The organism is Pseudoalteromonas sp. Z1A2 (genome assembly GCF_011378755.1).
GTDB classification, from domain to species: Bacteria; Pseudomonadota; Gammaproteobacteria; order Enterobacterales; family Alteromonadaceae; genus Pseudoalteromonas; species Pseudoalteromonas distincta.
On sequence record NZ_WTKX01000004.1, the window covers coordinates 93,155 to 107,098 of the forward strand.

At 39.4% G+C, this 13,944-nt stretch carries 13 protein-coding genes; all 13 read right to left on the reverse strand.

The window, feature by feature from the left end; all coding sequences use genetic code 11:
• Window positions 1-500: 500 nt before the first annotated feature.
• Window positions 501-998, reverse strand: a complete 498-nt coding sequence (locus GQR47_RS04820; RefSeq protein WP_024595964.1) for a DUF2059 domain-containing protein — start codon at window positions 996-998, stop codon at window positions 501-503.
• Between the two features lie 130 nt (window positions 999-1,128).
• A complete protein-coding gene (locus GQR47_RS04825) occupies window positions 1,129-1,461 on the reverse strand; it encodes a Na+/H+ antiporter subunit G (protein WP_002958501.1) in 333 nt (110 codons plus the stop codon).
• Window positions 1,462-1,470: 9 nt separating this feature from the next.
• Complete coding sequence (locus GQR47_RS04830; RefSeq protein ID WP_007378493.1) at window positions 1,471-1,740, reverse strand: K+/H+ antiporter subunit F; 270 nt, start codon at window positions 1,738-1,740, stop codon at window positions 1,471-1,473.
• Window positions 1,734-2,270: a Na+/H+ antiporter subunit E gene (locus tag GQR47_RS04835; protein ID WP_002958499.1), complete on the reverse strand. Its 537-nt coding sequence runs from the start codon at window positions 2,268-2,270 to the stop codon at window positions 1,734-1,736. Before GQR47_RS04835 ends, GQR47_RS04830 begins: the two co-directional genes overlap by 7 nt.
• Window positions 2,270-3,787 (reverse strand): monovalent cation/H+ antiporter subunit D, encoded by a 1,518-nt coding sequence (locus tag GQR47_RS04840; protein ID WP_024595965.1) that lies wholly within the window; start codon window positions 3,785-3,787, stop codon window positions 2,270-2,272. The genes GQR47_RS04835 and GQR47_RS04840 overlap by 1 nt, the downstream gene beginning before the upstream one ends.
• A complete protein-coding gene (locus GQR47_RS04845) occupies window positions 3,784-4,137 on the reverse strand; it encodes a Na+/H+ antiporter subunit C (protein ID WP_010554685.1) in 354 nt (117 codons plus the stop codon). Before GQR47_RS04845 ends, GQR47_RS04840 begins: the two co-directional genes overlap by 4 nt.
• A complete protein-coding gene (locus GQR47_RS04850) occupies window positions 4,137-6,929 on the reverse strand; it encodes a monovalent cation/H+ antiporter subunit A (protein WP_024603510.1) in 2,793 nt (930 codons plus the stop codon). The genes GQR47_RS04845 and GQR47_RS04850 overlap by 1 nt, the downstream gene beginning before the upstream one ends.
• 215 nt (window positions 6,930-7,144) lie before the next feature.
• The gene (locus GQR47_RS04855) at window positions 7,145-8,320 is read right to left on the reverse strand and encodes a hypothetical protein (protein WP_024595966.1); all 1,176 of its coding nucleotides are present in this window, start codon (window positions 8,318-8,320) and stop codon (window positions 7,145-7,147) included.
• The gene (gene nlpI, locus GQR47_RS04860; RefSeq protein WP_002958493.1) at window positions 8,307-9,185 is read right to left on the reverse strand and encodes a lipoprotein NlpI; all 879 of its coding nucleotides are present in this window, start codon (window positions 9,183-9,185) and stop codon (window positions 8,307-8,309) included. The genes GQR47_RS04855 and nlpI overlap by 14 nt, the downstream gene beginning before the upstream one ends.
• Before the next feature lie 141 nt (window positions 9,186-9,326).
• Window positions 9,327-11,453, reverse strand: coding sequence for a polyribonucleotide nucleotidyltransferase (gene pnp, locus GQR47_RS04865; protein ID WP_002958491.1), 2,127 nt, complete (start codon window positions 11,451-11,453; stop codon window positions 9,327-9,329).
• Between the two features lie 620 nt (window positions 11,454-12,073).
• Complete coding sequence (rpsO, locus tag GQR47_RS04870) at window positions 12,074-12,343, reverse strand: 30S ribosomal protein S15 (protein ID WP_002958490.1); 270 nt, start codon at window positions 12,341-12,343, stop codon at window positions 12,074-12,076.
• A gap of 153 nt (window positions 12,344-12,496) precedes the next feature.
• A complete protein-coding gene (gene truB, locus GQR47_RS04875; protein ID WP_024595969.1) occupies window positions 12,497-13,456 on the reverse strand; it encodes a tRNA pseudouridine(55) synthase TruB in 960 nt (319 codons plus the stop codon).
• The gene (gene rbfA, locus GQR47_RS04880) at window positions 13,440-13,922 is read right to left on the reverse strand and encodes a 30S ribosome-binding factor RbfA (RefSeq protein ID WP_002958487.1); all 483 of its coding nucleotides are present in this window, start codon (window positions 13,920-13,922) and stop codon (window positions 13,440-13,442) included. Before rbfA ends, truB begins: the two co-directional genes overlap by 17 nt.
• Between the last annotated feature and the right edge of the window lie 22 nt (window positions 13,923-13,944).

Here is a 13,944-nt window from a genome sequence, read left to right on the forward strand (position 1 = left end):
CCGTCGTGTTTCAATAGCTTCATAATAAACCTAGGTGCAACACATAGGTCAATGGCTATTTTAAAACTAACAAAATAATACTAATTGGCTTAATTAAGTGCTCTATTTAAGGACAATAAATCGAGTGGATAACAAGGCAAAGGTTTCGTTATTTAGTTGTTATTATTAATTGCCCCTGCATTCATGCAGTCGTATATAAAAAATGTTTTATGCAGTTAGCGCCGTACTTAATCCCTCAAATTGATTAAGTATTGTTGCTCATTGGCATAATGACACAAACATAATTAACTTAAGCTGATATTGGCCGTGTATTATCTGAAGGGGATGTAATTTAGCAGAGAAGCGCCTAAGTAAGGCGCGTATTAATCTAAGAGCGTGTTGATCATTGGTGATTTAATTTATGCAGACTGTTTGGTCTTTAGGCAAGGCAGAGCCTATGTTGTGTGGTTATCCCCCATAAACAGGCGATAACGCAGCATAAATACCAAACATGCGCTGCCCTAGTTTGATTCGCTACGGCTTTGCTCTAATTCGTCGCTTAGTTGCTGCGCCAAAGTTTGTATTTTAGGCATAGCATCTTTCATTAAGCTTTGTGACATTTGCATAGACTCTTGCATTACAACAGGCATTTTTTCGAGTATTTTTTGCCCTGTATCTGTTTTATAAAATGCTAACATATCGGCAATTTCTTGCTCACTAAAATGCTTGTCGTATACATTGACCATCATTGGCTGCATTTTAGCCCAACTCATCTCAGTTTTTAATACCGTCGTCATGTCGCCGTAGTACTTATCAAAAATTGCTTGCTCAGAAGGCTTAACACCCATTTGGTCTGACATGCCTTTCATCATACCTTCAACCTGGCCGTACATAGAATCAACCATTGAATCTAAATTCATTACACTAATGAGTTCATCTATTTTTTGCTGCTTAGTATTTTGTTCAGCATATAAACTACTAGAAAAAATCAGTAATGATAAAAGTAGTACTTTACCCATAATAATATCCTTTCATATAAATAATGGATTTATAGTCACATGAATAGTTTGTATTGTAAAGGGTACAAGCAATCATTAAAAAGGCCGAATAAAATGAATTTATTCGGCCTTTTATAAATTACTTTTTGCGTTAGTCGTCTTCTACATTATCTAGGCCTTTAGTGCCTTCTTTGGCTTTTAGCTTATGATGAATAGCTGACTTTATTAGCATGTAACCACTAATCGGTGCTGTAATTAGTAAAAATATAGTAATGAGTATTTCTTTAACACTTAGGCCATGCTCTGAACTTGCAAAATAAACCATAGCCGCAATTAACATACTCGCCATGCCTAACGTGGTTGCTTTAGTTGGTCCATGCAAACGCATAAAAAAGTCAGGTAGTTTAATTAAACCTATTGAGCCAATTAAAATAAACGTACCACCAAATAACAATAATATTGATACAACCCATTCGCTGATCATGTTTTCACCTTATTCAATTATATCGCCACGTAGTAAATACTTACACACTGCAACCGTACTTATAAAGCCGAGCATGGCAATGAGCAGTGCAGCTTCAAAATAAAGCCCTGTATCCATACTAATGCTGTATAAAATAATCAGTGCGATGACGTTAATGTACATAGTATCGAGCGCTAAAACACGGTCAGGCACTGACGGACCGATGATCAATCGCCATAAATTAAGCAATAATGATAAGCCAATCATCGAAAAAACAATGAGTAATACAGTATCTAACATTGAAATATCTCCTTTAGTGGAGCTTCGTAGCGTTGTTTTATTTGTTTGATAAGTGCTTCTTCATCTTTAAGATCAAGCACATGTATCAGTAAGTAGCGTTGCGTTGGCTCTTCACCTTCAGGTAACGACTCAGCAATTGGATAAACCTCTGCACTCACAGTACCAGGTGTAAGCGATACACAACTAGCCAATATAGTAATTGGCATGTCGTGTGTTAAATCTATAGGAACTTTTATAAAGGCCGGACGCAATTTTTTTGATGGTCCAAGTATAAGTAAAGCCACTTGTAAATTTGCAACAACAATATCGTATAGCACTATAAGTAACTGCTTAAGCGCCAAGCCTGGCTTTAAAATCAGTGGCTGAGGGTCTCGAAACGAAAAACTCAATATAGGGATAAGTATCGCAAAAATAGTCGCTAATACTAAGTGCCCTACCGATACGCTATTGTTTAACAATAACCAAACCATAAACAAAAATAAGCTACGAAATGGCGTTGGTAACCAACGAAAACGGGCTTGTAATCTCATCACATGCCTCCTTTAAGTACAGCATTAATACCGCCGCTTAGATCATGTAACTGAGTAGCAGCATTTAGCATATATTCACTTATTGGTCCGCCCAAAATAACTAGCAATGGCGAACATGCAAGTAAAGCTATAATTACAGTTACCTGCAACGGGTGTGCACTTGCACAATCGGCATTTTCGCTACTTTTGCTTCTATGCTCCCAGAACAAAGTTGTGCCAGCGCGCGAAAGCGCTACTAACAACGCAAAACTTGTTACTAAATATACTGGCCAAAATAGTAAAGCTTGCTCACTGTTTAATGTCGCTTTAAGTATCCAAATTTTACCTACAAAGCCTGACAGTGGTGGCATACCAACTACCGTTAAAGACGCAATAATAAAGCACACACCTAATAAAAATGGCTGTTTTACAGAGCGACCTGCTACTAGTCTATCGCCAACTTTACCGCGCTGGATTGAAACTAAGTCTGCTAGTAAAAATAGTGCGGCACTAACAAGTGTTGAATGCACTAAATAATATAAAAGTGCAGCAGTGGCATTTACATTTTGCAATGCTATTAGCGCAACCAGCGTACCTACCGATACTAATACTAAGTTAGATGTGAGTTTACGTAAGTCTTGTGCTGCCATCACACCAATTGCACCTACTATAATGGTCGCAATTGCTAAGCCCCAAAGCCAAGGCTGCGCCATGTGTTCAAGCGCTCCGGCTTGTTCACCAAATATCACCGTATAAACACGAAGCATAGCGTAAACGCCTACTTTAGTCATAATCGCAAACAATGCAGCAACCACAGGTTTAGCACTTGCGTAAGTATTTGGAAGCCATAAATGCAGAGGTAATAGTGCGCCTTTTAAAGCAAATACTATTAATAGCAGTAAGCCGCCTGCTTTTGCTAGATATACATCATCACCTGTAAGTAGTGATACCTTTTGCGTCATGTCTGCAATATTAAGCGTACCAAGCACACCGTACAAAATACCCAAACCAATTAAAAATACGCTTGAGCCAACTAAATTCAATATTACATATTGCAATGCCGCGCGAGTATTTTGTTTATCACCTGCGTGCATTAACAATGCATAAGATGCAATCAGTAGCACTTCAAAAAATACAAATAGGTTAAATAAATCGCCAGTTAAAAACGCGCCATTTACACCTAATATCAAAAAGTGAACAAGTGGGTGATAAAAGCTGCCTTTTTCATCATCGCCAGCACTACCATATAAAATAGCGCCCAAACCTAAAAATGAAGTTAACGTAACCAATAAGGTAGACAACATATCGGCTACTAAGACTATTCCAAATGGTGCAGACCAATTACCAATAGCGTAAACGTTAATACCTGTATTATTAACATGTACAAGTAAAAGCACACTAATGGCAAAAGTAGCTATTGCCATTACAATTGAAACTAAGCGGCGAATTTTAACGCTTTTACCACATGGTGGCAGCAATAAAATAACAGCCGTCAGCATAGGTAATAAAATAGGGAGCGAAGCTAAATGTTGGATCATTTTTGCTCCTTATTATCTGCAGAGGTGTTGGGCACATAACCATCAACATGGTCGCTACCTAAATCGGCGCGTCCACGTATTGCCAAAATAACCACGAATGCGGTCATCGCAAAACCAATAACAATAGCTGTAAGCACTAAAGCTTGAGGTAGAGGATCGGCGTATTCTGTACCAGTACCAAGCACTACCGCTTTATTAATAGTAAGACGACCTGCTGAAAACAAAAATAAGTTAACAGCATATGAAATCATAGTAAGCCCAAGTACTACAGGGAACGTACGAGCTCTTAGCAGTAAAAACACACCGCAACTGACCAATACTCCAACGCAAGATGCGTACAATAATTCCATTAAATATTTACCTCTTTTTTCTGGGTATCTGCCGTCATATTACCTAAGCTTGCCAAAATCATTAGCGTAGCGCCTACAACCGTTAAGTAAACACCTAGGTCAAATGCAATCGCGCTGGCAAGCTCTGTTTTACCGACAAACGGAATATCAAAGTAGTCAAACCAAGTTGTTAAAAATGGCTTATCAAAGAACCAGCTACCCACACCAGTGAACAGTGAAATACCAATGCCTGAAGCTATGATTTTACGATAATTAACATCAAAACGTCCGTTTATCCATGCTGTACCATGCGCCATGTATTGCAAAATAAACGCGATTGACGTTACCAGTCCAGCAATAAAGCCACCGCCAGGTAAGTTATGTCCGCGTAAGAAAATATATGCAGAAACCAATAACGCAAGCGGTAATAAACTTTGTGAAATACTCGCCAGTAAGATTGGATGGCGCTCTCGTGCCCATGGGCGCCCTTCGCTGTCACTTGCTGGCATAAATAATGGGATTCGAGAAAGTACTTTAAATATACCTAATGCGGCAATGCCTAATACGGTAATTTCACCAAGCGTATCAAAGCCCCTAAAGTCGACTAAAATAACGTTAACTACATTAGTTCCACCGCCACCAATTTTAGCGTTAGCAATAAAGAAGTCTGAGATTGAATCTAATGGACGTGTAAGTAATGCATAACAGATACTCGCTATAACTACACCTAACGTAGAGGCAATTCCTAAATCTCGAAGTACGCGTAATGAACTTGATTCTTTTGGCGTATGCTGGGGCAAGAAAAACAATGCCAGCATAAGTAAAATAATAGTAACAACCTCAACAGTTAACTGTGTAAGTGCTAAATCAGGAGCAGAAAAGCGTGTGAATACAACCGATACCATTAACCCTACGATTGAGAGCATTAACAACGATACCATTCGAGAGCGATGCCAAATAACGGTAGCAAGAGCACCAATAATCAATAAGCCCGCACCAATTGCATTGTGCACATCAACAGGGGTAAGTGGCATGCTGCCAGCAAGTTGTTGCATTTCAAATAATGGCCAACCGGCACACAGTAAGACTACCGCTAACATAATTACTAGGTAGCGCTGCAGCGATCCATTTTCGATACTGCTTACCTTTGACTGACACCAAGCAACAACACTTAAAATTACACGTTCAAAGGTTTTTTTAGCATTTAAAGGTGGTAATGACGCTTGAAACTGAAATAGATATTTACGATTAATATAAATAAATAAACCGCCAGCAATCGCCATTGCACTCATTAATAGAGGCAAGTTAAACCCGTGCCAAATAGCCAATTCGTAAACTGGCATTTCTTTTCCAAGTACAGCTAAAGACGCCGCAGATAAAATGCCATCAATTGTAAAGTGTGGGAACATACCCACTAGTAAACAAATCACAACTAATATTTCTATTGGTACCCGCATATAACGTGGCGGTTCGTGCGGCGTGCGAGGTAAATCAATTGGTTCACCATTAAAGAACACGTCATGAATAAAGCGTGCGGAGTACGCAACAGCTAATGCGCCTGCAACCGTTGCCAGTACTGGAATTAACCACGACATAGAACCAAGCACTTGCTGATGCAGCGTTTCTGCAAAAAACATTTCTTTAGATAAAAACCCATTAAGTAATGGAACCCCTGCCATAGCAGCCGCCGCGACCATTGCAAGCGTTGCAGTGTATGGTAAGTATCGCCACATACCATTTAATTTACGCATATCGCGCGTGCCTGTTTCATGATCGATAATACCAACGGCCATAAATAACGACGCTTTAAACGTTGCATGGTTAATTATATGAAATATAGCAGCAACAGTCGCAAGCTCAGTATCAAGCCCGAGTAATAGCGTTATTAAACCCAAATGGCTTATTGTTGAGTAAGCTAACAATCCTTTTAAATCGTGTTTGAATAATGCTATGTAAGCACCAAACAACAGCGTAGCTAAACCTGTTAACCCAACAAGTAAGAACCACGTATCGGTGCCAGCTAAAGCAGGATGAAAACGTGCTAATAAAAATATACCGGCTTTTACCATGGTTGCAGAATGTAAATACGCGCTCACTGGCGTAGGCGCTGCCATTGCATGAGGAAGCCAAAAATGAAATGGAAATTGTGCCGATTTAGTAAACGCACCCAATAGCACCAATACTAATGCTACTTCGTATAAATCGTGAGATTGAATTATCGCTTTACTCGCTAGGATAACATCTAGGTCATAACTACCAACAATATCACCTAATAGCATTAAGCCTGCAAGTAACGCTAAGCCGCCCGCGCCTGTTACAGCAAGAGCCATACGAGCACCCTTTCGCGCTTCAGACTTATGCCACCAAAAACTAATTAATAAAAATGAGCTGATGCTCGTTAATTCCCAAAACAACCACAGCTGAATAACATTGTTAGACATAACAATGCCAAGCATTGCGGTCATAAACAGCATTAAATAACTATATAACTTAGCCATTGAGTCGTTGGCACTGAGGTAGTAACGCGTGTAGAGGATAACGAGCAAGCCTATGCCTAAAATCATAAACATAAACAATAAACTGAGGCCGTCTAACCGCAGAGATAGGTCGAGCCCTATTGACGGGATCCAAGCGAAAGAGTAACGAATGGTTTCGCCCGCTAAAACTGCAGGTGCATGGTATAAAGTTATTCCCAAAGCCGTTAAAGGCGCAAGAGCCGTTAAACTAGTGCTTAAATTGCGGGATAACTTACCTGTGCATGCAGAAATAACACTGCCAATTAAGGATAACAAGGGTATCCAGAGCAAAGTCATAATGTAGGGCCTTTTATAATCATAAGTTTATCAGGGCATCTCTTTTTAATACTAAGGGATGCTTTTACTGCCTGTTTTTAAACGACATTAATGACTATAGTTATACTGAAAAACACTGATTTTGTCTATAAAAAGCGGTTCTGTATGGGTGTTTTTTAAACATGAACTAACAATTTATTAAGCCTACAAAAACAATTAATTAATACTGATAATTGTTAATTTAATATGGCCTTATTTGCAAATGTAAGCGCGCTGGAGTGGCGATAAGAATTACCATTGGTCATATCTAAATGCTTCAACCAAATCTCTCTATACTGCGCCGAGAGCCCTAACTGCTGATATTGCATAATAGACCAATTTTCACTAGGTTTATATGCAACACCACCTATCTGGCAACTCTTTGCTTTATGCCAGCCTATTGGGGGCGACTCATCATGAGAGATAAATAAATTAGGTGCCACAAAACCCGTTTTTGCACACAACCATGCTTGTTTAGCTTTAGGTAGCGCATATTCATCTTCAAAACCGTTAAAATGCATCAACTCATGCAAAAACACACTGTATTTTGCTTTTGAGTTTATTAGCATTGTTCCTTTAGTAACATTAGCCGTTCCATCTTTTGGCATCATTACTATAAAATTAAAATTGTTAGGAAGCTGGTTATTGAGTTTAGCTGATTGCCAGTCACACTTTGCTATTTGATTAGTGCTACTTTTACACTCAAGCATACCTGCAACGTAAACTGGTTTTGAAAAGCAAAAAATATTTTCACGGGGCTCTGGCTGTTTATTATAAGCATTAATAAACTCGGTGAGTTTATATAAGCCACTACGATGATCGCTCATAGTCAGCACGTTAAACATACATTGCTTATTAGGTTTACTTATATTTATTAAAGATGAAAAACCGAGAGCGTGGATAAACTCACTAGATACTTTACTCTGTGGTGTTTTTAACTGAAGCTTTAGATGATTTAGCACATCCCCTGCTGGTAATTTGTTTTTACTAGCGAGTAACTTTAAATCGCTCCAACGTGAGTGCTCAAGTAACTTTGTTGCTAATATTTTACGCTCTGGGCTTGTTAAATCATTTAATGCTCTGAGCCAAAATTGTTTTGCAGTATCGCTCTGACTGTTTTTAATAAGCTTAAGAGAATACATATATTGGGCTGAAGAAATTTTACTGCGGGCGAGTATAGCTAAAGAGGTATTTGGTAACTGCTCTAAGTGATCAGAAAAATAACCAGGTGATTTCCAATAACTTTGTAGCACATTAGCTTTTGCGTTTAAAACATGCCAAAAGCCAATAGCGCCTAGGTGATTACTCGAGCCTGTAATTAACAAACAACATAGTAATACACCTATTAATTTAAAACGCTTAACTTGCGTCAACACCTTGCATCAACTCAAGCTCTAAACGCGCATATTTGTACTCAATAAACTCGTGTACATTAGTTGCTAGCGCAAGCCTAAAGTAGTCTGATGCTAAATACAGCTCACCTGCTGCTTGATGCATTTTAGCTAAATAAAAATAAGCTTCGCATAAACGCTGCGCATATTCTTGCTCAGTTCTAACACCATCACTAATGCCAGATAAAAATGCATGTTCACTCATATCCCCCGTATAAAGAGAAATTAACTGGTACGCCCATTGTGATTCATCAAGCGCAGTGGCATTTTGTTTAAGTGCATCAAGCGCAACGGCTTTATCCTCTTGTGCTTGTGCTAAATAAACCCATAAAACTCGGTACGGATCTTTTGGAGAGCGAGCTAAAAATTCATTAAAATCATTTTTAGCAAGGCCTGCTCTGTCGCCGTAATACAGTGCGATACCTCGATTTAAATAGGCGTATTCATGCTCTTCATCAAGTTCTAGGGCAGAATCGAAAAACTCATAGGCTTTTTCATACTGCTGCATAAGCGTATGTTGAATACCTAAAAAATTATACACTTCAGCTAAATCAGGCTTAAGCTTTACTGCGCGATTAAAATCAATACGCGAAAGAGTTGTCATACCTAGACTATCAAAAAGTACACCACGGTCGTAATAAAGCTTAGCTTGTTGCTCTTCGCTTAAGTCGGCTCTATTTAATAGCTCTGAGTAGCGTGCAATAGCAATTTCACTTCTAAAGTCAGAAGCTAAAGGTGCAGTAAATGGCACATTAACAATCGGGGTTGGTTCTGATTCTGTTGTAGTTTGGCAAGCGCTTAAAGACAAAATAGCAAAAGATGCCAAAGCTAAATGTTTGAGTATCATTAAAATCCTTAATACCAAGATATATCGCGATTAATATAAGACAGACCTTGTCCAATAAGGTTTCATTAAAGCATAAAAAAAGGGGCTAAACAGCCCCTTTTTTACTATCTAGCTAATATAACTAGATTAATAAGTTAGCAATTACGCGTCAGTAGGCGCGTCAGCTGCAGGTGCTGCTGATTCCATTGCTTCTTTAATACTTAGACGTACACGGCCTTGGCGATCTACTTCTAGTACTTTAACTTTAACTTCTTGACCTTCAGAAAGGTGATCAGCCACGTTATTAACGCGCTCAGTACTAATTTGAGAAATGTGTACTAGACCATCTTTACCAGGAAGAATGTTTACAAACGCACCGAAGTCTACGATACGTACAACTTTACCTTCGTAGATAGTACCTACTTCAAGTTCAGCTGTTAATTGCTCAATACGGCTAATTGCATTAGCTGCACTTTCGCCATCTGTAGCGGCAATTTTAATTGTACCGTCGTCACCGATTTCAATCGTTGTACCAGTTTCTTCAGTAAGCTGACGAATAGTTGCGCCACCTTTACCAATAACTTCAGCGATTTTCTTCTGTGGGATTTTCATTGTGTATATGCGAGGAGCAAACATTGATAGCTCTTCAGAAGGAGCAGAAATCGCTTCATCCATCACTTCTAAGATATGTAAACGTGCAGCTTTTGCTTGTTTAAGCGCAATTTGCATGATTTCTTGAGTGATACCTTCGATTTTGATATCCATTTGAAGTGCAGTAATACCTGCAGCAGTACCGGCAACTTTAAAGTCCATGTCACCTAAGTGATCTTCATCACCTAAGATGTCAGAAAGAACAACGAATTTATCGTCTTCTTTAACTAGACCCATCGCAATACCGGCAACAGATGCTTTAATTGGTACACCCGCGTTCATAAGTGCTAGAGAAGTACCACAAACAGACGCCATTGAAGAAGAACCGTTTGATTCAGTAATTTCAGATACTACACGGATTGAGTAAGGGAACTCAGTAAGTGTAGGCATTACAGCTGAAATACCACGCTTAGCAAGGTTACCATGGCCGATTTCACGACGCTTAGGAGAACCAACAAAACCAGTTTCACCTACACAGAATGGAGGGAAGTTGTAGTTAAGCATAAAGTGGTTTTTATGAGTACCAGTTAAATCGTCGATTAACTGTGAATCACGTTCTGTACCAAGTGTCGCTGTTACTAACGCTTGAGTTTCACCACGTGTAAAGATAGCAGAACCGTGAGTACGCGGTAATACGCCAGTCATTACGTCTAGTGCACGAATCATATCTGGTTCACGACCATCGATACGTTTTTCGCCAGCAGCTATACGGCCACGAACGATTTTCTTCTCAAGTGAACCGAAGATTTTGCCAATTTCTTGCTTGTCTAAAGACTCGCCTTCAGCAAGTTCAGCTGTTAATACTGCAACAACTTCATCTTTAGCTTCACCAAGAGCTTCTTTACGCGCTACTTTATCAGTGATTAAGTAAGCTGCGCCTACTTTTTCAGCAGCAATAGTTGCTACTTTATCTTCTAGTGCAACATTTTTCTCAGGTGCAGTCCAATCCCAAGTAGGCTTGCCTGCTTGCGCTTTAAATTCTTCGATTGCAGTAATGATCGCTTGAGATTGCTCATGACCATATACAACAGCGCCAAGCATTACGTCTTCTGCAAGTACGTTAGCTTCTGATTCAACCATAAGTACCGCTTTATCAGTACCGGCTACCACTAAATCAAGTTGGCTTTCTTCAAGCTCTTTTAATGTAGGGTTAAGTACGTATTCGCCGTTGATGTAACCAACACGAGATGCACCAATTGGACCACTGAATGGAATACCAGAGATAGCAAGTGCTGCTGAAGTACCAATCATCGCAACCATATCAGGTTGGATTTCAGGGTTAACAGAAACAACAGTAGCAATAACTTGTACTTCGTTTACAAAGCCGCTTGGGAAAAGTGGACGAATTGGACGGTCAATAAGACGTGCAATAAGAGTTTCGCCATCGTTAGGACGACCTTCACGCTTTAAGAAACCACCAGGGATACGACCAGCAGCGTACATACGCTCTTGGTAGTTAACTGTTAGTGGGAAAAAGTCTTGACCAGGTTGTGCTTCACGCTTACCAACAACAGTTACTAAAACTGAAGTGTCGCCAATGCTTGCAAGTACAGCGCCGTCTGCTTGACGAGCGATTGCACCAGTTTCTAGAGTCACTGTATGTTGACCTAGTTTGAATTCTTTAATAATTGCTTGCACTTAAAATATTCCTTAAATGTATTCTAATAAGTTGTCATCAAAGTACCAATTACAGTACATAATTGTATTCAGTTGGAAATCAATTAAGTACTACAATTGGCAATGATGTGAATAATTGCAGATAAACCTTTTTACCTACGCGCATAGTATATACCAAAGCTACTTCAAAATGCGAGTCTAGGGTGTGTTGATCTTTGTGGATTGAAATTTGTTCAATCTAGGGGCGATTTAATCACGGCGCGAGATTTGTAACCTAGTGGGCTAAGTAAAAATCGAGTAACAAAGAGTTAATCGCCCCTAGGATGAACCCGCAGGGCAGCGCATGTTTGGCATTAATGCTGCGTTATCGCCTATTTGTGGCGAATAACCACACTACATAGGCGCTGCCTTGCCTAAAGACCAAACATACAGCTGCAAAATTAATCACGAAAGGTCAACACACACTAGCTACTAGATTTAAGCTGGGCTAATGAGTGGGTAAATACAACGATGCTTGATAAGCTATGAAATAGGAGTTTTACAATATAATTCAATAAGTTTATAAATTTGTTTTATTTTCAAACACAAATTTTAGGCACAAAAAAAGGAGCTAAAAAGCTCCCATTTCTATAATCTAGTTCTTAACGACGTAGGCCAAGTTCTTTGATTAGTGCAGTATAACTAGTGATATCTTTACCTTTAAGGTAATCAAGTAGTTTACGGCGAGTGCTTACTTTACGAAGCAGACCACGGCGTGAGTGGAAGTCATGCTTGTGATCAGCAAAGTGACCTTGAAGCTTGTTGATATCATAAGTAAGTAATGCTACTTGTACTTCTGATGAACCTGTATCGCCTTCTGCACGTGCAAATTTAGCAATGATATCGATTTTTTCTTGATTGCTTAGTGACATAGTAACTCCAAAAATTAAATTTAAAAGGTGTCTTAGCCGATCACTAATTCAGCCAAAACGATTAAGCCGGCGTATTCTACCAACTGTAGGAATAACTACAAGTTAATTATTCCCATCTACAACTAATAAGCCACTGCTGGGCACACTAGTTGCTTATTCAGGCTTTACGTAATCATCTTGCTGGCTAGCAAGACCACGTTTAACCTTTAAATGGCCACTTGAGTTGCGCTCGCCAGTACCAATAAACACACCATCCGCAACAACTTTAATTGCCCCCTCAGGTAAAGCTTCAGGTAACTCGACTGCTTGCCCATGACTAAATACTTTGCCCTGCTCTTTCGAAATTTCAATAACAGGTAAATCAGTTAAAGCAGTGTCTATAGGTAATAACAACGCGTCTAAATAAGTAGAAGGCGCAAGCTCTTCTGCTTTCGCTTTAGCAAGCAACGCTTCAATTTCATCAAGCGAAACCATTTTATCTGCCGGATACTGACCAACAGCAGTTCTGTGAAGCATTATAACGTGTGCGCCACACCCTAGGTTTTCGCCCAAATCATCAACGATTGTACGAATATACGTCCCTTTTGATACATGAGCCGTCATTTGTAATACGTTGTTTTGTTCATCAAATTCGTCAAACGATAAGCTAAACACATTTATTTTTCTGCATTTACGAGGGACTTCAATACCCTCTCGTGCGTACTTATATAATGGTCTACCTTGATACTTAAGTGCTGAGTACATTGATGGATATTGATCTGACTCTCCAACAAAAGCTGCAATTTCTTTTGTTAACTGCTCACGCGTCACATTCACATCTTTCGTGCTTACGATTTCGCCATCAGAATCTGATGTTGTTGTACGCTCACCCAGTTTTGCACGAACGATATAGGTTTTATCTGTATCGAGTAAAAACTGCGTAAACTTAGTCGCCTCACCAAAACAAATTGGCAGCATACCTGTAGCAAGCGGGTCTAAAGCCCCAGTGTGGCCAGCTTTTTGTGCAAAATAAACACCTTTCGCTTGCTGCAGAGCTTTATTTGATGAAATGCCTTGCGGTTTGTTTAACAACAAAATACCGTCAACTGCACGGCCTTTACTGCGCTTTGCCATCTGTATCAGTGCCTTCTTCGCTATCTGTATCTTCTACGTGCTTAGTACTTTGTTCACTATCTGAAATATCAGCATCAACACTTTCTACATCTTCATCGACATGCTTTGCGTTATCTTCGCGGATAATAGAATCCACTAAATTAGAAATACGCATACCTTCCATCAGTGAATTATCAACTACAAACTTTAACTCAGGCATTATACGAGCACGAATACGCTTACCAAGTAACGAGCGAATATAACCCGTTGCTTCATTAAGTACTTTAGCGCTTTGCTTAGCTGCATCTTCATCTTGTGTGTTAAACACAGTGATGAAAATTTTGGCATAAGATAAATCACGCGATACTTCTACCGCTGACACTGTCACCATACCTAAGCGTGGATCTTTAATTTCGCGTTGTAAAATTACAGCAATTTCTTTTTGGATTTGCTGTGCAACACGATCAGTGCGAGAAAATTCTCTCATTGCATTTGTCCTAAAATCATAA